Origin of the sequence: Paenibacillus jepli (assembly GCF_047238105.1) — a bacterium.
Taxonomy (GTDB): Bacteria; Bacillota; Bacilli; order Paenibacillales; family Paenibacillaceae; genus Paenibacillus_D.
The window spans coordinates 788357-809161 of record NZ_JBDFMD010000001.1; the positions used below are offsets into that span (position 1 = coordinate 788357).

The window sequence follows — 20805 nt, forward strand, 5'->3', positions numbered from 1 at the left end:
TTAGATGACTATGGGATGCCCCTTCTTCAAGTTGAGCCCCTCGCTGCGACGGCTATCCGGCCGCTCCGGCCGAGGCGTGGGACAAGGCGGACGGACCGATTGCCGACGCCGGGATCCAGAATAGAAACGTGCTGCCCTGCCCCGGTTCGCTGCTGACCTCCATCTCACCCTCCATCATTTCGATGAAGTGCTTGCTGATCGCCAGTCCCAAACCGGTGCCGCCATAAAGGCGGGTTGTCGATGCATCCGCTTGCGTAAAGGGCTGGAACAGGTTATTCAATTGCTCCGGAGCGATCCCGATCCCGCTGTCTTGTACACGGAATTGATATCCGGCCACCCCGTCCCGCTCCAAGTGGATCACTCCCAGCTTCACCAGGCCGCTCTTCGTGAATTTGGCTGCATTGCTGAGCAGATTGAGCAGCACCTGCTTCAGCTTGGTCAGATCGGCAGTGATGTCGCCGGCCACATATTCAATCTCCAGCCGATTATCGTTATTTCGGATGAGTGGTGCTACCGAGGACTCTACATCCATGATCAGCTCCGCCACAGAGAATGTTTCTACATACGTCTCCATCTTCTCCGCTTCAATCTTGGAGATGTCGAGGATGTCATTGATTAATGCAAGCAGATGATTGCCGGAGCGTCTGATCTTGTCCAGATCTTCGACCATCGCTTCCTGACCGAGATCCTCCGCCTCTTCCATCAACATCTCGCTATAGCCGATGATCGCATTAAGCGGCGTGCGCAGCTCATGACTCATATTGGCCAGGAAACGGCTTTTGATCAGATTGGCTTCGATGGCCTCGTCATGCGCCTGCTCAAGCTCTGCCGTGCGCTGGGCAACCAGATCCTCCAGATGCAAGTTCAGCAGCTGCAGCTCGCGGTTCTTCTCGCGGATCTCGTCAGATTGCTGCTGCAGCTGGTTGTCTTTGAGCGAGAAGCGGTTGGAGATCATCATGCTGAGCAATGAAAGTCCCAGCGTGAACAGCGTCCCGATCGTGATCATATAAGCAAGCGAAGTCTGATCGAGCAGGATGCCATTGGACATCTGCGAAGGGTCTCGCTGTTCAAAATGGGCCGCCATCATGCCTGTATAATGCATGCCGACGACAGCCGTACCCATAATGAGGCCACTGCCAAGCTTCTTCCAGATCTCTCGCTTCCCGCTGGTGTGGCGGAAATAAAAAGCCAGCCACAACGCGGCAACGGAAGCTGCGACAGCAATCAGAATCGAAAGTCCAAACATCAGGCGGTCGTATACAATATCGATCTGCATGGCAGCCATGCCGATATAGTGCATACAGGAAATACCCGCAGCCAGCGTCAATCCGCCAAGCAGCAGCCGCCTGAGCGGCAGCTCGGGACGGCTGACGCAGATGAGCGAGAGCAAGGCGCCGGCAAAAGCGGCGAATACGGATACAATAACAAGCCCCATATCATAGGGAATCGGTACAGGCAGCGAGAACGCCAACATCCCGACAAAATGCATGGACCAGATCCCCATCCCCATCACAGCCGCGCCAAACATCAGCCAGCCCCAGCGGATCCCGCCGCGGGCGTTGCTGGTTCGTCCTGCCAGATCAAGCAGTGTGTATGACGCGGCAACTGCGATGATATAGGAGAAGACGACCAGTACCGCATCATGGCTGCCATGCATATGCCCCATGGTTGAACCTCCTCAGATGTTATCAAATGGCATGCACTAGTTTTGCAGAATTGCAGCGATCAGAATCCCCCAGCCGACGATGAAAGCCAGCCCGCCAAGAGGCGTAATCGCGCCTAGCTTGCGTATGCCGGTCATGCTTAGAATGTACAAGGAGCCGCTGAACAAGACGATACCGGCGAACAATACCCAGCCTGCCGATGCGGCTAGGGAAGGCGCTGCCAGCTCAGAACCGAGTAAACCGACGATCAGGATGCCCAGCGCATGAGCGATATGGTACTGTACCCCGGTCTGATAGATTGCCAGTTGTTCAGGCTTCAGTTTTTTCTTCAGGGCATGGGCGCCGAAGGCCCCCAGGATGACAGAGATCATCATATTCAGACTGCCCAGCAGCAGCAAGGTTTGCATCATGTATATCCTCCCTTTTACATGCTGACCACGCGGTTCTTGCCGGAGCGTTTGGCCTGCGCCAGCGCTTTCTCGGCCCCGCGGATCAGTCTGGCATGACTGCGCTGCAGCGTCGGCACCGTAGAAGCGACACCGATGCTGACCGTCAGCGAATCACCTGCCTCCAGTTGATCCATCGGGATCTGTACCGACATGACTGCCTGGCGGATATCCTCTGCCAGTACTGCCATGGCCTCCAGCGTCGTATCCGGCTTGTAAAGCGCGAAGGTGCCGCCGCTGTAACGGGCGATGAATGCATCCTCCTGTTTGCCGAACGCGCTGAGCACATCAGCTACCCACTGCAGGCAGAGATCTCCGCCGTGGAAGCCCTGGAGCGTGTTGTACACCTTGAAGTTGTCAATGTCCAGCATCATCAGAGACAACGGCTTCTCTTCACTAAGAGAGCGCCCCCACTCATGATAAAGCGATTCTTCGAAGTAGCGCCGGTTCGGGATCTCGGTTAACGGATCCAGATTCATATACTTCTGTAATTGGTCGGTCACATCGGAATAACTCTCTTCCTGGCGCTGGCCTCCTGCCCGGTCCCTGACGATGATCCAATAAGAAGTCTTGCCGCCGAACTGGACCTGAGCAGCGGTAAGCTCAACCTGCAGTTCTGTGCCGTCCAGAGCGGTCAGCGTCTCATTCATCGAGGACAGCTGTTCGGAGGAATGCTCCAGCCGCTCAAGCTCCGCGAGCAGCCCCTCTTCCGCAGTGCTTCGGAGCAGCTCTTCGATCTGCCTGCCATGCAGCGCTTCGGGCTCAGACGCCCGGAGCAGCCGCGCTGCCCCGTCGTTGCAGTAGACGATCTCGCGCTCTGTCAGCGTGAAGAAGGCAGCCGACGAGATCTCCATCAGCTGCATGTAACGCTTCTCGTTTTCCTTGATGATGCGCATGTTGAGCAGCGCCTTCTCTTCCGCCTGCAGCAGCTGGTGCTCGGTACGCTTGAGCATGATGCTGTTGAAATCCGGCATGACCCGGATCTCGATCTCCCGCCATGGCAGCGCACTGGACTCCACGATCTCCCTCCACTTCTCGAACGATTTGCGGGGGCTCAGACGCATCCCGTCATCCTCCTGGATGACCGCTTTGGCAGGATCGCCAGCCCAATCTACGATTTGGATCACCTCCGGTCGGAACCAGAGGATAAATTCGTTGTGCTCTGCGGAGAGCGCCAGATACATGACCCCGGAGACCAGATGCTTATAAGCCTTTGCCGGCTCGTATTCCTTGCTGAGCCTGGACGTATGATAGACCGATCCCGTCGTCTGCTTCGCCAGCCAGGATGCCAGCTCCCCGACCTGACTGCGGCTCGGCGTCGCGCCGAACAGCGTGAGCTCGTTCTGATAGCAGACAGCGGCACCGGATGCTTTCATGAGGTTCAGCAGGGAGGCTTCTTCAGCCTTTAGCCGCTGCATCACAGCTGTAGCTGTCGTGTTGCCGATGAAGATGCTCGAGAGCTGATTCACTTTGGTCTTCATCTCTACTTCTTCCTGATAATCATCGAGCTGCTGCCGCTGATACAACTCATTGGAGAAAAACGCGCCAAGGAAATTGCACAGATTGCGCAGACGGTGATTGACATATTTGACTTCATTGTGATGACAGGTAATTAGTCCCCATAGCTTCCCGGCATGGATCAGCGAGATCGTCATCGTTGCCTGGACGCCCATATTTTGCAAATATTCGATATGCAGGGGAGACACGCTCCGCAGTGTCGACAGGCTTAGATTGAGCGGCTTGCCGGACTGCGGTTGCAGAACAGGCAGGATTGGGACTGGCTTGTAATTCACATCGATGATCATACGGAGCCAATTGCGCAGATACAGCTCGCGTGCCTGTCTGGGGATGTCGGAGGCCGGATAGTGGTGACCCAGAAACGGCTCCAGCCCTTTTTTCTTCGCTTCAGCAATGACCTTGCCGTTCCAGTTCTCATCGAACTCGTAAACCATGACCCGGTCGTACCCGAGGATCAGCCGCAGCTGCTCGGCCGTCACCTGACTGGCCTCGAGACGGCTCCCGGTCTGTTTCATAATGTTGAAGAACGTCTGGATCCATTCAAAATCCCGCTGATCGGCAAAAATATCGCCGTCTCCTTCTTCGAGCTCCAGAATCAGTAGCTCTTCGCTCTCATGCATGATCGCGAAGAAAGGTGCCTCGCCGCCAGCCGTGCGGACCGTAACGTGCATATAATTGAGGGCAGACGGCACGGCACGATTGCGATACCTCTGCAATATGCTGTCGATCTGCGGCTCCTCGATCAGGTCGCTGAGCGCCATGCCAAGGATGTCCTGGTGTCCGATCCCAATCATGTGCTCTGAATTGGTGCTGCACTGGACAACCTTGTAATCGTCCAATGTTACTGCAAGCAGCAGGCCGTGGGGCTGTATGCTGCCAGGGATATGGATGGGTTCCTTGTCGCAATTGGTCAGATCGATCGGATCTTGGAGGATGTAATCTCCATCCGTGAGGAGCGTTCGGTTTAGCAATTCTTTGTTGGCAGGGTTGCTCGCGTCAGACATCCGGTCCATTCCCTTCTATGAGATGCATCAAAGCGCCGCCGGCACTTCTCTGCCTGTTATCCAGCAATCGAGAAGCACGAACGTCTCCCGGGCAGCTGCTATCATCTGTTCTTCCTTCTCGGCGGTATCCGCCTCTTCCTCAAGCTCCTGCCGGAATTCCTGCCAGCGCTCGCGGGTATGTGGACCATAGCTGTAGAAATACCGGCAGTTCTCTTGCGGGTCAACCGGCAAAACCTGCGCCAGCTTCTTGGCGATCATCTGACCGCCAAGCGTAGACCCTTCCAGGACGTAAAGACTGCCGAGCGCCCTGGCACGCGTGGTCAGGTCCGGAAGAGCGTCGCACAGCGGCAGACGATCCAGCTCCTGACGTTTTACTCCCAGAGCCGTCAGATCCTGCTCCAGCCACTTCGTCTTGTTGCGAGACGGTTCGCTGAGCGCGCTGCCGTGCGGATGCTCCACCTCGTGCAGCCGGGCTTCCCATGGCTTGATGAAACCGTAGAACTTCATTAAGTAATCTTTATATTTTTCCATCGAGAGACTGTTGTTCATAATGGCTGCCGCGTATTCGTTTTTCTCGATGTGCTCATGCATCGGCGCCGTTTCTTCCTTTAGACGGGTTAGGATTGTCGAAGCTGTAGACATGGTTCTAGCCTCCTTCACAATACTATAATCATACCATTAATTCACTTTGAAAAGCACTAGCTGAGGCGAAGCGTTTTGGACGCACAAACAAAAAGCAGGAGCACGACTCGTTTACGAGTTGCGTACCCCTGCAAAAGATAAAGAGCTATGATTTGCGAAGCATCCATTCATGGTCAGGATCATTATGGAACTTCCAGGTCCTGCGAGGACCAGCCATGACATTGAGATAATACACCTCATAGCCTGCCGGCGCCCCGACCGGATGGTAGCCCCGCGGCACCAGCACCGCTTGCCCGTCACGGACGGCAAGCGTCTCATCCAGGGAGCGGTCATCAGTGTATACCCGCTGGACGGCGTACCCCTGCGGCGGATCGATCCGGTAATAATACGTTTCTTCGAGCAGCGACTCCTCGGGAAGCGCATCACGGTCATGCTTGTGCGGCGGGTAGCTCGACCAGTTGCCCCCCGGTGTGAACACTTCGACGACCAGCAGACTGTCTGCCCGCTCCTGCTCCGGCAGGATGTTGTGCACCAGCCGCTCCATACTGCCGCTGCCGCGCAGCTCCACGCCGACTTGTTCAGGTTCAATAAGTCTTGCAGTGTGGCCACCGGCGGCAGGTGCGGAGCAGACTGCGAGCTCCAGTTCGGTAACGGCGGCGACACGGTATTGCTCGCCGCCAGGTACATAGACTGCGTAAGGCGGGATCTTCTCAAAGATGTTCATCCTGCTGCCGACATCTTGCCAGGACAGCCCGGCAGCCGCTACGTCCGCCCGCCCGCTCAGCAGCACCAGACAGACTTCCGTATCGCCGGTGCTGCGCTCCAGGGTCTCGCCCGGGGCCAGCCGCAGCGCTTCAAAGCCGACATACTGCCAGCCCGCAGACTCCGGGGTGATCCGCAGCAGACTGCCGTCTTCCGCAGGCTGCGCATTCGGCTTCACGATCAACTGATTATTCATCTGCACGCCTCCTTTATTGTGCCGCTGCTTGCTGCAGCTGCAGCGCTTCGTCCAGCCGCACCGGCCGGCCGAGCTGCAGCGAATGGCGGGCGGCGAGCGCCATCAGCTCGGCCTGATACCCGTCCCTCCCATCGACCGTTACCGGCCGTCTGCCGCAGACCGCCTCGACGAATTGCTTCACTTCTTCGATATACGCTTCGTTGTAGCGTTCCAGGAAAAAGTGCAGCGGCTTGTCGCGGCGGACACTCTGCGCCGTATGCACCTCAGCGGTGTTGGGATAGTCATTGGCGACCGTCACGCTCCCCCCGGAACCGAATACTTCGATGCGCTGGTCGTAACCATAGACGGCCTGGCGGCTGTTGTCGATGACGCCGAGCGCCCCGTTCTCGAACCGAATCGTGACGATCGCAGTGTCGACATCGCCATACTGGGCGAACACCGGATCAATCATCACGCTGCCATAGGCATGAACCTCCACCGCTTCGCTGCCGGTCAGATAACGGGCCATGTCAAAGTCGTGGATCGTCATATCCATGAAGATGCCCCCGGAAGTGCGGATGTAGTCGGCTCCCGGAGGTGCGGGATCGCGGGAGGTGATCTTGATGATATGGGGCTGGCCGATCTCCCCGCTCTGCACCAGTTCCCTGGCTTTGCGGAAATTGCGGTCGAACCGCCGGTTGAAGCCGACCTGCAGCGTCACCCCGGCTTCCCGCACCGCTTCCAGCGCTTCCGCCGTCTGCCCGATACTGAGGCTGACCGGCTTCTCGCAGAACACATGCTTGCCTGCGGCAGCCGCCTGCTTGATCAGCGTCACATGCGTGTCAGTCGGCGAACAGATCAGGACTGCGCCGATCGCCGGATGGCGCAGCAGTTCCTCGCTGTTGGCCGTCACCAGACCGATCCCGAGCCCATGGGCCCAGCTCCGCAGAGCGTCGTCTGCCCAAGGATCGCTGATCGCGATCACTTCGGCCTCGGGCAGCCGCGACAGATTCTCGGCATGGATCCTGCCTATGCGGCCGGCGCCGATAATCCCGATGTTGAGTTTATCCATAATCTTGTGCTCCTTTAGATGGACTACCGTCAGTTGGCGCTACCAGCGGGCCGTCACCATTTTTTTGCGGGTATAGAATTCCACGCCGTCGCCGCCGTTGGCATGCAGATCGCCGTAGAAGGACTTCTTCCAACCGGAGAAAGGGAAAAATGCCATCGGCGCGGGAACGCCAAGATTGATCCCAAGCATGCCTGCGTCGATCGTCTCGCGGAACTGCCGGACCGCGCTGCCGTCCTGAGTGAAGAGGCAGGCGCCATTGGCAAACTCCGAGCGGTTGGCCAAGGCGATCGCTTCCTCCAGCGAAGCTGCCCGGACAACCGATAGTACTGGCGCAAAGATCTCGTCCTGCCAGATCTTCATCTCGCCTGTCACTTCATCGAAGATCGTCGGACCGACGAAATATCCTGGGCCACCCGACGCGTCATCGAGGCGCCCGTCCCGCACCAGCTTGGCGCCTTCCTGCTCGCCCTGCTCGATATAACCCAGCGTCCGTTTTTTGTGCGAATCGCGGATGACCGGGCCGAGGAATACGTCCTCTTGCATACCGTCGCCTATGGAAAGTCCGTCTGCCGCTTCTTTGAGCTTGGCAACTAGCGCATCGCCTGCCTCGCCGACGGCGACGACGACGGCGCACGCCATACAGCGCTCGCCGGCGGAGCCGAAGGCGGCCGCTGTGATCTGCTGCACTGCTGCATCAAGATCGGCATCCGGCAGGACGATCGAGTGGTTCTTGGCGCCGGCCAGTGCCTGCACCCGCTTGCCGTGCGCGGTGCCGGTCTGATACACATACTCGGCCACCGGCTGCGAGCCGACGAACGAGATCGCCTGGATGTCGGGATGCTCCAGCAGGCCGTTCACGACATCATGGGCGCCGTGGACGATGTTGAGTACGCCAGGCGGCAGCCCCGCCTCAGCGAACAGCTCCGCCAGCCGGTTGGCCAGCAGGGGCGTACGCTCTGACGGCTTCAGTACGAAGACATTGCCGCAGGCGATCGCGAGCGGGAACATCCAGCACGGCACCATCATCGGGAAGTTGAACGGCGTGATGCCGCCCACGATCCCGACCGGATAGCGGTACATCGCCGACTCGAGGGAGGTAGCGATGTCCGGCAGCACTTTGCCCATCATGAGCGACGGCGCGCCGGCGGCATATTCCACGCATTCGATGCCCCGCTGCACCTCGCCGTATGCTTCATTGTAGCTCTTGCCATTCTCGCGGGTGATGATCCGGGCCAGCTCTTCCCAGTGCTCGACCAGCAGCTGCTGATAGCGGAACAGCAGGCGCGCGCGACGCGGCACAGCTGTGCGGCTCCACCCCGGGAAGGCTGCCTTCGCTGCAACCACGGCGTCATCCAGGTCAGCGCGCGAGGAGAGCGGGACCTGCGCGATTACCTCGCCGCTAGCCGGATTATAGACGGGCTCCGTCGTCTGCGAGGCGGAGGCGGCCCAGCGGCCGCCGATAAAATTCGGGATAGTGTTGGCTTCATTGGACGTTGTCATGGAGACAATCTCCCTTCCTGTACGTAGTGTGGGGAATACGGATGAAAAAGCGGCCTCAAGACTGCTCATGCAGGGTATTGGCGGCCATATAGGCGTCGACCGCCGCTGCTGTCGGCATCGCATCCGAGCAGCTGTGGCTGGAGACGACGATCGCTGCCGCCGCGCTGCCGTATTGCATGCTCTGCTCGACGCTCCAGCCCTGCATCAGACCGTACAGAAAGCCGGCCGCATAGGAGTCGCCGGCTCCGAATGTCTTGACGACCTCGGCGCGGTAGCTGCCTGTGCGATGGCTGCCCCCGTCTCTGGTGTAGGCGATCGAGCCGGCTTTGCCGTGCTTGATGACGACGAGCTTGGCCCGGTAATCGAACCATTTGGCTGCGGTTACCCCGTCTTCGTGCCCCGGGTTGTCCTCATAGCGCTCCATCATGTCGAACTCTTCCCTCGTACCGATGATGATGTCGCATGACTCGGCGGCGAGATTGTAGTATGTGGCTGTCTCTTCCTCCGAGCTCCACGTATACGGCCGGTAGTCCAGGTCGAAGGCGACGACGGCCCCGTGTTTGCGGGCATAGGACAACGCCTGGAACACGGCTTCGCGCGAAGGGCTCTGCGCCAGCGCCGTACCGGAGATAAGCAGCAGCCGGGTGTTGGCGATCAGCTCCTCCCTCACCTCGCGAGGCTCCAGGAGCAGATCGGCGACATTGTCGCGATACATGAGGATGCTGCAGTCGGTCGGGCTCTTGATCTCGGTAAATGCCAGCCCCGTCACCGCCCCCGTATCATCTGTGGTGACGCCGGAAGTATCAATGCTGCAGTCTTCCAGATACTTATGGATGAATCGCCCCATCTGGTCGTCCGACACCTTGCCGACGAAGCCGGTTCTCAGGCCAAGTCTGGCCATGCCGATGCAGATGTTGGCCGGCGAGCCGCCGACGTATTTGGTGAAAGTGACGGTCTCCTCCATGGGACGATTGATTTCATTGGCGTTGAGATCGATACATAGCCGGCCGACAGCGACAAAATCAAGCGTTTTGTGATCAGGAAATGCAATCATGGATTAGTGTTGCTCCTCTCCTAGGTCTTGGTCAGGACGGCTTTGACAGCTGCAGGTTCAGCGCTCCAGCGGTATCCCGTCCAGGAAGGATAATGCCCGCTCGGCGTACAGTCTGGGCGGATGGACGGCGGGATCCTGCTCGCCTTCGAGCATCGCCCAGCCGTCATAGCCCCGCTGGTGCAGCTCTCGGATGATCGGACCAAAGTCGAGGCAGCCGTCACCCGGCAAGGTGAACACGCCACGGCGCACGCAACCGATGAAGTCGGTGCCATCGAGTGCAGCCTGCTGCAGCACATCCGGGCGCACATCCTTCAGATGCACGTATGCGATCCGGTCATAGTGCTTGCGCAGCACGCGCAGCGGATCCGCGCCGCCGAAGTAGGCGTGACCGGTGTCGAAGAGAAGGTGGACGAGAGCCGGGTCGGTGAGCTCCATCAGCCGGTCGATCTCTTCGGGTCGTTCGATGACCGTGCCGCCATGGTGATGATAGGTCAGCTTCATGCCATACTCAGCCGCGATAGCTCCCGCCTGGTTGAGCCCTTCGGCAAGCGCCTGCCAGCCCGCTTCATCCAGCCGCTCCACCGTCTGTTCATGGGGGGTCCGCCGCGGATCGAAATGCTGCGAGCCGCCGATCTCCGCCGTGCTGACGACCCGGCTGCCCATCTCGCTCAGAAACGCCACATGGGCACGGTACGCTTCCAGCTCCTGCTGCCGGTATGCGGGGTCCGAGAAGAGCACCGATTTCCACTGCGATACCAGCTCGATGCCGCGCGCTGACAGCTCCTGCTTTAGCACAACAGGGTCTGTCGGATACTTGCGCCCCATCTCCGTCCCTCGCAGACCAAGCGCCTGCAGATCGTCCATGATCGTCTCGAAGGTCGTCTCCGCGCCATGCTCCCTGACATCCTCGCCGACCCAGTTGATCGGGTGTGCCCCGATTCGAAAACGCAAATCTTGCAGCATCGCTATTGCCCCTTCCCTGTGGACTTGTAGATCTCGCTCGCAGCCCCTGAACGCCTCGCCATCTCGCGGCCTGCCGCTCGCACCTTATCGCTCTCCGAATCCTCCGGCACGCCGATGCGCCACCATGATTCGTAGCCCGAAGTGCCCGTTCCCGGCAGAACTTTAATATCGATCAGAGCGACGCCCGGATGCGCCTGGACGTCCTGCAGCGCCTGACGCAGCTCCGCCGCCGTGCGCGCAGCGCGTGTATACGCGCCCATGCTGGCGGCGTGGGCGGCAAAGTCGATCGGCAGATACGCCCCGGACAGCCTGCCGCTGGCGGCGTCCCGGCGGCGGAACTCATTGCCGAAGCCGTCGCTGCCGTGTCCCCGCTGCAGATTGTGGATGCACTGGAAGCCGTGATTGTCCAGCAGCAATATTGTCAGCTTGACGCCTTCCTGGATCGCTGTCAGCAGCTCCGAGTGAAGCATCAGATAGCTCCCGTCGCCCACAAGCGCGTAGACGTCCCGGCCGGGCTCAGCCAAGGCCGCTCCGAATGCGCCGCTCACTTCGTAGCCCATGCAGGAAAATCCGTATTCCATATGGTAGGTGCCGGGCTCCGACGCTCGCCATAACCGCTGCAGATCGCCAGGCAGACTGCCGGCGGCGCACACGATGACATCCGTTGGCCGCAGCGACTCATTGATGATGCCGAGCACATGCGTCTGGACGAGCCCTTCGTCCGATTCCAGTGCATACAGCCGGTCCACCTCGCCCTTCCAAGCGACATGAAGCTCCGCTAGCTCCGCATCCTCGTAACCACTGAGGTAACCGCTATCCCCTAGCGCCTGATGAAGCGCCCTGAGGCCTTCTCTCGCATCTGCCGCAAGCGGCAGCCCCGTCAGCTTGGCTGCGTCGGCCCCGTTGATGTTCAGATTGACGAACTGCACATCCGGGGCGAAGGCGGATTTGGACGCCGTAGTAAAGTCGGAGTAGCGCGTCCCGACCCCGATGATCATGTCGGCTTCCCGCGCCAGCCGGTTGGCGGCCAGCGTCCCGGTCACGCCGATGCCGCCCATATTCAGCGGATGATCCCATGGCAGGACGCTCTTGCCCGCCTGGGTCTCGGCGACCGGAATGCCGAAGCGCTCGGCAAAGCTTGCCAGCTCGCCTCCGGCGTCCGCATACCGCACGCCGCCGCCGGCGATCAGCAGCGGCCTGCGGCTGCCGGCTATTGCCCTAGCTGCCCGGGCGACCGCACTGGCGGCAGGGGGGCGGCGTTCGATGAAATGCACCCGTTTCTCGAAAAACGAGAGCGGATAATCATACGACTCCGCCTGTACATCCTGGGGCAGCGCCAGCGTAACCGCACCGGTCTCTGCGGGATCGGTCAGCACCCGCATCGCATGCAGCGCCGCGCTCATCAGCTGCTCCGGGCGGACGATCCTGTCCCAGAAGCGGCTGACCGGACGGAAGGCGTCGACGGCGGAGACAGTGTAATCGCCGGGCACTTCCAACTGCTGGAGCACCGGATCGGGCTGGCGGCAGGCAAAGTTGTCGCCAGGCAGCAGCAGTACGGGAATCCGGTTGACCGTCGCCGTCGCGGCAGCTGTCACCATATTGAGCGCGCCCGGCCCGATTGACGACGTACAGGCATAGATCTGGCGGCGCTGGCGCTGCTTGGCAAAGGCGGCAGCCGCATGAACCATGCCTTGCTCGTTTTTGCCCTGGATGAAGGTCAGCGAGCCAGGACTGCGCTCCAGCGCCTCTCCGAGGCCGGTCACGTTGCCGTGACCGAAGATGCCCATCACCCCTTGCACGAACTTGTACTCCTGGCCGTCTACTGACACATACTGCTGATCCAGAAACTTCAAAAGCGCCTGAGACATCGATAAACGCAAGGTTGTCATAATAATCTCCTCTCTTCGAGGTTAAGCGCTTAACCCCTTATGAAAATAAAACCCCGGTATATACGGGGTTACCCTGAGGACAGCCGAATCGCGATCGTATGATCGTACGGTGTCAGCAGGTTGACCGCAACGGCCTGGCAATGGCGAGGCAACGCCCCCTCCCCGGCTGGCTTCAGATGCTCCAGTGCGCCTCCTTGCACTTCAATCCAGTCCGTGCCGGATCGACAGCGCATCGTCCCTTGGACCAGCCGGTAACTCCCGTCGTCCTGCTGCTCCAGATGCGGGCCGGAAAGCTCGCTCTCGCTGCCGAACAGGAGGATGACCTGGGTCATCAGAAGCTCCGGCTCCTCGCAGCGGAGGCGCAGCAGCCAGCCGCTCTCCGTCTCGGTCAGCTCTGCCTCTGGGCGGTGCTGCTGCTCATGCGTCAGCTCGCGCAGATGATGCGGCAGCAGATACCAGGGACTGCAGGCGCTGCTGGACGTATCCGGGAGCAGCTCAGGCGGCAGCGGTCCATAATAGCCTTTGGCTTCGCTTGCTTGCAGCCGATAGCCGCCTTCGATCGTCTCCATACGATGCATCTTGACGATGCCCGGCTCAAACGCGGTGGCGATCCGCACGCCCAGCAGACGTGCCTCGCCGTGGCGCAAGGAGAATAATGACGGGCTCTCCGTCATAATGGTCGCACTCGTACGTCCGTCCCGGTGCCTTGCCAGCGCAGCGCCGAACTCGGTATGCATGCGGCTGTGGTAGATGACGCCCCCATGCCCCACGCTCGCCATATCCTGGAGATAGCGAGGACGCGGAAAATCGGCATGCAGGACGATGCGGTAACGGTCCGGCAGCGGCGCCGGTGCCGGCAGCTGCCGGAGCAGATCAGGATGACGCAGCAGCATCGTCATCGTGTGATTGGGCAGGCCTCCAGGGTGGGTTAGCGCTTTCCCTGCGAGTGAAGCAATTGCGGAGAACTCGGCATCGCCGTCCTTCCAGGCCATCAGGGCTGAGACGACGAAGTAAGTCCCCATATGGGCCATTGTACCAAAATCTTGGCGTCCCGAATAGTCCGTAACTGCTTCTCCGTTCGGATGAATCAGATAACGCATCATGTACAGGTTGCGCCGGACCGGCTCCAGCAGCTCCTGCAGCTCGAGAAGCTCGGCGGTATAGTACAGCGACAGGTTGCTGACCGCATTGTAAATCCCGTTGCTCCGCTCGGTCCATTCGCCGTCCGACGTGCAGTCGATCCCCTCGGCAAGCCAGACCTCAGCTCGCTGCCGCAGCGCCTCCTCGCCGGTCAGCCGGTAGAGGAAGCCGAGCGCGGCTGTGAGCACCCAACGATGGTTGGGCGTATGGCAACCGCCGGTCAGCATCGCCGGCACCGTGCCCTCAAGGAACCGGCGGAGCACTGCCGCAGCTCGCTGCAGCGGCTCCCAGCCACTGGAGATCATGAGCTCGTATGTCTGCGCCAGCCCGCTCACGACAAAGGCGGTGTCCGGCGGCGAGTGCATGTTGGTGAAGCCCGGCGAGATCGTACCGTCGGCATGCTGCGAGCGGAGCTGAAAGTCCGCTGCCAGCTCAAGCCGCTCCGCCAGCGGCTCGCTGCGGTAGTAGCGCGATTCTTTGCATAACAGAGCAGCAGTCCACGTCGCGATATAGAGCGGTGCGCCCCCGACATGGCTTGGCCAAGCCAGACCGGTTAACGGATCGCGCACGCCTCCATAGAAGCGGCTGGCAGGATCCATCACCTGTCGCTCGAGACCTAGCTCCGTCCACTCGTCGCCGAGAGCGACATTTCTCAGATAGATGTCCTCCATCTCATTCCTCGCTTCCTCAGCCCGCTATGGACTGACATAGTCGTTATCCCTTCACGGCTCCGAGCATGACCCCGTTGACAAAGAAGCGCTGCAGCCATGGATAGACGAGCAGGATCGGCACGGTGGCGAAGATGACACTGGCCGCCTTCAGACTCTCCGGTACGAGCAGCATGTTGCGCTGGCCGCCTTCGTTTTTCAAGAGATCCGTAATCATGGAATTCTGCACCATCTGATACAACTTGAGCTGGAGCGGATACAGCTCGGGACTGGTAATATACATTAACGTATCCTGGAATCCGTTCCAACGGCCGACCGCATAGAACAGACTAAGTGTTGCCAGCACCGGCAGCGACAGGGGGAGCATGATGCTCATAAGGGTCCGGAAATGGCTGCTGCCGTCGATCTCCGCAGATTCTTCCAGACTCTCCGGGATATTGTTGAAGAACGAGACCATGATGATCAGATAAAACGGATTAATGAGTCCGGGCAAAACAAGTGCCCACACGGAATCAAGCAAACCCAGATTGCGAACCAGAATGTATTCAGGAATAATACCGCCGCTGAAGAACATGGTGATCACGACGATCAGCATCATCGTTTTGCGCCCCTTCAGCTTTTTGCGCGACAGCGGATAACCGAGCGCAATCGTCATCAGCATGCACATCAGCGTGAACAGCACAGTCAAGCCAATGGTAAAGAACATCGAACGAATCATGGCAGCGTCAGCGAAGACTTTGGCGTAGGCTTCAAATGTAAGACCAACAGGCATCAGACTAACCTTGCCCGATGTAATCGGTCCAGCCGAGCTCAACGATATCGCGATCAAATGCACAAACGGGGCCAGACACAGCAATGTTGCAATCGTCATAATGATGATGGTGGACATATCAAACCAGCGGCTGGCGGTCTGCTCTTTCATAGGGAGTATGCTCCTTTCGTGGAGGAATTAAAGAATGCTCTCATCCGTCAGCTTCTTGGATGTATAGTTGGCTCCCAGGACAAAGATCATGCCGACGACGGCTTGGAACAGACCGACTACCGTAGCCATCGTATATTGTCCAGACTGCAGTCCGACTCGATAAACAAACGTACTGAGCACATCCGAGTATTCCCTCACCGCCAGGTTGCCGATGACATAAGGACGATCAAAACCGATGGTAATCATGTTGCCCAGATTAATAATGAGCAGGATAACGATGGTCGACTTCAAACCCGGCAAGGTAATATGCCAGATCCGTTTCAATCGGCCGGCGCCGTCGATGCTGGCGGCCTCAAACAGCTCCTTGTTGATGCCCGTCAGCGCTGCGAGATAGATGATCGTCCCCCACCCTGCGCTCTGCCATACGCCTACCAGCAGGTAAGTGACGAGCCACTCATTCTTGCTCGTCAGGAACGGAATCGCATCAAAGCCGATACTCGTGATGAGGTTGTTGATCATCCCTGATTGCGTGCCGAATACCTGATAGACGATGCCGCCAATGATAACCCAAGAGATGAAATGCGGGATATACAGAACGGTTTGGGAGAGCCGCTTGAACCAGACGATCTTCATCTCATAGAGCAAGATCGCCAGAATGAGCGGTGCCGGGAAGGACACCAGTAGATCGAGAAAATTCAACATGAGCGTATTACGCAGCGCAAGATAAAAATCCCGCATACCGAAAACTTCTCTAAAAGCATCAAAGCCGATCCACTGACTTCCAAGAATGCCCTGAAAGAAATTGAAATCCTTGAAGGCGATCTGGATGCCGTACATGGGACCGTATCGGAAGATAAGAAAATAAGCCAGCGGCAACACAACGAGCGCATACAATTGCCAATAGCGGGTGAAATAGCTTTTAAAACTCACAACGTCCCCTCCCAAGGTGAAACGGCTGTCGCCGTGTGCTTACGAAGCCAGTTTTGCTTCGCAAATCTCTGAGTGCAGCGCGTTTCATTCCATAGAATTCTAAGCTAAGTATGAATGTGAAACTTATACTTTCTTAGAATTTAAAAGTTTTCCGCAGGAAAACTCGCTTCGTAAGCATACGCTTAAGTTTTCCGCAGGAAAACTCGCTTCGTAAGGAAGAAGCGAATCGCCCGCAAGCGATCGCTCCTCTCCTCACCTTCGTGCTGCTTAGCCGTTCAGTTCCTTGTACAACGCAGTGCGCTCGTCGAGAATCGCCTGGCCGCCATTGGTCATGTAATCCCTCATCATGTTTTCAAAGACGGTATCAAATTGATCCGGGCTGGCCATAGTCGATTTTACGATCAACTCGTTGAACTTGTCTTGCAGGGTCGTTGCGTATTTGGTCTGCGCTTCGATCGGTCTGCCGGTTACGACCATCTCGACCGTATCCCGATTGGCAATATCCTGAGCCAGGGCGACATCTTCCTGGTAACGGGTAGGGAATTGCAGCGCACGCGCTTTCATATTGTCCTCTTCACTGCCCAGTTGCTTGCCGTTAGAGATAATCGCCATGTCGCCGCTGATAAACAGACGGTCGATTGCCTCCTGGCTCGGGTTTTCGAGAACGACCGGAATGCCGTCTTCGAGTGTGTAGTTTTCGCCTTCTACACCGTTCTGGATATGGAACAGATGATCCTCGGAAGCCATCCACTCCAGATACTTGATTGCTTCTACCGGACGCTGGCTCGATTTTGGAATCATGATATACATCCCGTTCGGCGCGTACTTCGGCTTGACATATTTCCCTTCCGAATTGGTGAACACGTCGATGGGCAGCAGCTTGGCGCTTTCTACATTGGCTCTGAGGATATCGTAGGTGCCATTTTCGTAAAACATGTTCACGTCATCTTCCGAGAAGAACCCTGTCTTGCCGCTGGAGATGTCTTCATTGAACTTCTTTTTATCCTCATCGAGTCCGAAATCTTTACTAATCAAGCCTTCGTTGTACAGCTTGTTCATAAATTTCAGACCTTCCTTGAAGCCGGGCAGCAGCGGCGGATAGTCGTTGGAGCCCAGCTGCTGTGTCATCGTGAAGCGCTCTTCCTCGCTCAAAGGCTCGATAAACGACCAGAGCAACGTTTCATATTGCGCGGAAGCAATCGTCATACCGAACGGAATGACTTGACCCCCGGTTTCTCCCGGATCGTTTTCTTTGAAGGCTTTCAATGTTTCGTACAGCTCATCGGTCGTCGTCGGGGCCGGCATGTCCAGCTTCTCGAGCCAGTCCTGGCGGATGAACGAGGCATATTTGCCTGTGTTGGAGCGTTTGGCCGGGACAGCGAACTGTGTCCCTTCGAATTTTCCGTATTCCAGCACGTCGTCACCGAGAAACGCCTTCAGGTTCGGCGCATGCTCGTCAAGCAGCGGGCCGACATCCGTTAGTCCGCCCTGACTCGCGTACCGGTTAAAGGTGTTCGGGTCGTAGGTGAAGACAATATCCGGCACATTGCTGCCGCTGGACATGAGCACGTTCAGCTTCTCGATCTCCTCGGACCGGGGGATGGGCACGAACTCGACATCGATATTGTTCGGGTCGCCGAAGCTTTCCTGCACATAGCGGGTCATATAGTTATCCTGAATTGTCATGCCTGTCGGCGTATTGCCGCGATCGAATACTTCAACCTTCAGTGTAACGCGCGCTCCGTTTCCTCCCTCGGCTGTCCCCCCCGTGCTGCTGGTTTTGCCGTCGTTGGAGGAGCATGCCGATACGAGCAGCGTACTTAGCACGACTGCCGATACGAGCGTCTTGGATGAGATAAGACGTTTGCTGCGAGTGTGTTGTCTGTTCATTCCTAACCCCTTCTTTCCTTCACGAATGTTGCCGGCACGGGGAGTTGTAAGCGCGTTCTTGCCTCAGCGCCGTGCGCCCCTTCCGGACTGACCACAGTATGTCACAGCCGGAAAGCAGGCGGCAATAAACCTGTTTCAAATCGATAAACCAAAGCACGAATCCACCAATATATGGAATACTAAACTACCTTCGCATCCTAAACAAAATGCCAGATCCCTTGCTACAACTGGATTTTTCAACCTTACGGTGTCGACCCCGGCCTCATCTGCAGCTTACGATAATCGCCAGGCGTGACGCCGACGATCCGCTTGAACACCCGTCCGAAAGTGATCGCATTGGCATAGCCGACTTGCAGCGCAATATTCTGGATCGGCTCTGCAGTGTGCGCGAGGAGGTGCTCCGCCCGATCCATCCGCAGCTGGACGATAAAGTCGACGAATTTCATATTGAATTCTTCCTTGAACAAGTAGCTGGCATACTTGCCGGAGATATTGAAACGGTCGCTCAGATGCTTCAGCGACAGATCCGGATTCTCAAAATTCTCTTCGATATACGATTTGATCTCGGCGATCATCGCACGATGATTTTTGGATTCGCTATGCGCCACATAGGTACGGTAAATGTCTGTCAATTGCTCCAGATATAAGCTTTGAAGCTGCTCAAGCGTCTCCGTCGATTCCCCCTTGCGATTCAACTCCCGGATCGCTTCGCTGTCAAATTGCCGCTGCAGCTCATGTGAGATTTCCGACAGCTCGCTGCCCAGCATATCCATCATCGCACTGATAATCATCCGGATTTCTTCATCCTTCAACTGGTCTTGCCGGAGCTCTGCGAAGATCCGGTCCAGCGCTGAACGCCAATCGCCGCTTAATAATCGGAACGCCTTGACGGCCTCAGCGCTCAGCTGCATATACTTGTACCAGGTCCGGCCGCTCTTGCCAGGCAGTTCCTCACTCATGATGAGTCCATTCTCTCCCATGGCAAGTCGATGCTCCAACGCCTGCACGGCCCCTTTGTACGAGGATTGAAGCTGCCCCAGTCCTCCGGCAAATGTGCCGACCCCGAAGCGCAGCGTCATCCGCAGATTGTCTCTGATCCAGCTGCAGCCCTTATCGACCAGCGATCTCACGATTGCCCTGGGCTCGGTTTGCGGCTGGCTGAAGATCAGTATCAAGCCCATCCGGTTCTCGCCGATCCACTCCAGCCAGCCCTGCATGCCCTCGCCCTGACTGAGCTCGTGCAGCACATTCATAAGCGCGAACTTCAGCGTATGTTGATCGCGGACCGAATAATCGCTGCGGAAGCTCCCGTAGCGGGCCATCTCGACTGCGATAAATACCGATTGAAGCCGGTCCGTCGCTCGCGGCCATAAGGATAAACGGCGCATGCGCTGCTCGATCTCCGAGGCCTCCAGCTCTCCCTGGATGAGATCGAAGAACAACTGCCGTCTGCTGGCTTGCAAATTCTCGTTTTGCTGTTTCTCGAAATCGGCGCTCTGCTGAATCAGACTCTCCAGCGTATGGTCGATCATCGCCAGCTCGTCCATCTTCATCCCCAGCTCGCCGCGATTCATCTGGATCGACTCGATCCTGTTCATCATGATGCGGATCGGACGATAGTTTCTCCGGGTAATATAGATGATATAGATAATAGCCAGCAGCACGGTGACAATCCCGATGACAATCCAGACATAAGAAATGACCGACACCCAGAGGAATAACTGCCCGGCCGTGCTGCCGCTCACAAATGTCCACCCGAGCGGTTCTAATATCTGCCGATTCAATACTCGTCCATCCGGCTCCTCGCTGTCAGAGAAGCCTGCGCCATGCGTCGCGAAGATCGTCTCTCCCTGGCGGTCCAGGATACGCAGAAAGGATAGCTCATTGTTGTTCATCGACCGGATCAGCTGCTCCACTGCATACATGTCCACATTGATCACTGCCAGCCCCTCGTTGCCGAAAGGCATGGGCTGCCGCTTGTACATGGACAATAATCGCTTTTCTCGATGCGGCATCTGCTCTTGCACGATCCGAACCTCCGACCATCCGTCATAGTCCGGTTGATCCAGCGCCAGCTGGATAAAGTCCCGATCCGAGAACTGAGCCAGCGGGAACAAGCCATCCTGCGTCAGCACCGTCTGATCCTCGGCACGGTACAAATAAACGGAGTAGATCAACGTTTCTCCGGCGGCAAGCGCTCTCAGGCTATTCGCCACATCGTAGGCAATCTCGGTGTCCTGCCCGGTCTGTCGCGTCCCGAAGAACTGCTCGAAGCGGTTATTCTTCTGTATCTCTTCGAGCAAGCTCAGCTCGATCTCCGTCAAAGACCGGGACAAGCGATCGATCGTATACTCTGCGTTGATACGGTCGGCTTTAACCGTTTCTGTATTGGAAATATCAGTAACGATTACGAACGATAAAAAAATCAAAATCGTAATCGTGATCAGAAATATCGGAAAGTAAGAAAACAGCATCCGTCGATACCAATTTTTCTTCAGCAACATCGACAGCCTCCTAGGCAAGAAGTACAAAAAGGAAAATATAGGGTAAGCGCTTACTCTAGTGT

At 57.6% G+C, this 20805-nt stretch carries 15 protein-coding genes; all 15 read right to left on the reverse strand.

The features are described from left to right. Positions 1-52: 52 nt before the first annotated feature. Positions 53-1666, reverse strand: a complete 1614-nt coding sequence (locus ABC336_RS03785; protein WP_413237396.1) for an MHYT domain-containing protein — start codon at positions 1664-1666, stop codon at positions 53-55. Positions 1667-1702: 36 nt separating this feature from the next. Further along, on the reverse strand, positions 1703-2071 hold the full coding sequence (locus tag ABC336_RS03790) for a DUF423 domain-containing protein (RefSeq protein ID WP_413242432.1): 369 nt from the start codon (positions 2069-2071) through the stop codon (positions 1703-1705). A 17-nt stretch (positions 2072-2088) separates the two neighbouring features. Then, positions 2089-4632, reverse strand: a complete 2544-nt coding sequence (locus ABC336_RS03795) for a diguanylate cyclase domain-containing protein (RefSeq protein ID WP_413237397.1) — start codon at positions 4630-4632, stop codon at positions 2089-2091. 27 nt (positions 4633-4659) lie between these two features. After that, positions 4660-5274: a biliverdin-producing heme oxygenase gene (locus tag ABC336_RS03800; RefSeq protein ID WP_413237398.1), complete on the reverse strand. Its 615-nt coding sequence runs from the start codon at positions 5272-5274 to the stop codon at positions 4660-4662. 145 nt (positions 5275-5419) lie between these two features. Then, on the reverse strand, positions 5420-6232 hold the full coding sequence (iolB, locus tag ABC336_RS03805) for a 5-deoxy-glucuronate isomerase (protein ID WP_413237399.1): 813 nt from the start codon (positions 6230-6232) through the stop codon (positions 5420-5422). A gap of 13 nt (positions 6233-6245) precedes the next feature. Then, on the reverse strand, positions 6246-7283 hold the full coding sequence (iolG, locus tag ABC336_RS03810) for an inositol 2-dehydrogenase (RefSeq protein ID WP_413237400.1): 1038 nt from the start codon (positions 7281-7283) through the stop codon (positions 6246-6248). 39 nt (positions 7284-7322) lie between these two features. Beyond that, positions 7323-8783: a CoA-acylating methylmalonate-semialdehyde dehydrogenase gene (locus ABC336_RS03815; protein ID WP_413237401.1), complete on the reverse strand. Its 1461-nt coding sequence runs from the start codon at positions 8781-8783 to the stop codon at positions 7323-7325. Between the two features lie 55 nt (positions 8784-8838). Then, a complete protein-coding gene (gene iolC / locus ABC336_RS03820; RefSeq protein WP_413237402.1) occupies positions 8839-9837 on the reverse strand; it encodes a 5-dehydro-2-deoxygluconokinase in 999 nt (332 codons plus the stop codon). A gap of 57 nt (positions 9838-9894) precedes the next feature. Beyond that, positions 9895-10800 (reverse strand): myo-inosose-2 dehydratase, encoded by a 906-nt coding sequence (gene iolE, locus ABC336_RS03825; protein ID WP_413237403.1) that lies wholly within the window; start codon positions 10798-10800, stop codon positions 9895-9897. A 2-nt stretch (positions 10801-10802) separates the two neighbouring features. Further along, positions 10803-12689, reverse strand: a complete 1887-nt coding sequence (gene iolD / locus ABC336_RS03830; protein WP_413237404.1) for a 3D-(3,5/4)-trihydroxycyclohexane-1,2-dione acylhydrolase (decyclizing) — start codon at positions 12687-12689, stop codon at positions 10803-10805. A 68-nt stretch (positions 12690-12757) separates the two neighbouring features. Then, complete coding sequence (locus ABC336_RS03835; protein ID WP_413237405.1) at positions 12758-14500, reverse strand: hypothetical protein; 1743 nt, start codon at positions 14498-14500, stop codon at positions 12758-12760. Between the two features lie 43 nt (positions 14501-14543). Continuing rightward, positions 14544-15419: a carbohydrate ABC transporter permease gene (locus ABC336_RS03840; RefSeq protein WP_413237406.1), complete on the reverse strand. Its 876-nt coding sequence runs from the start codon at positions 15417-15419 to the stop codon at positions 14544-14546. A 27-nt stretch (positions 15420-15446) separates the two neighbouring features. Beyond that, positions 15447-16349, reverse strand: coding sequence for an ABC transporter permease (locus ABC336_RS03845; protein WP_413237407.1), 903 nt, complete (start codon positions 16347-16349; stop codon positions 15447-15449). A 267-nt stretch (positions 16350-16616) separates the two neighbouring features. Beyond that, positions 16617-18239: an extracellular solute-binding protein gene (locus ABC336_RS03850; protein WP_413237408.1), complete on the reverse strand. Its 1623-nt coding sequence runs from the start codon at positions 18237-18239 to the stop codon at positions 16617-16619. 242 nt (positions 18240-18481) lie between these two features. Then, a complete protein-coding gene (locus ABC336_RS03855; RefSeq protein ID WP_413237409.1) occupies positions 18482-20743 on the reverse strand; it encodes a helix-turn-helix domain-containing protein in 2262 nt (753 codons plus the stop codon). Positions 20744-20805: the final 62 nt, after the last annotated feature.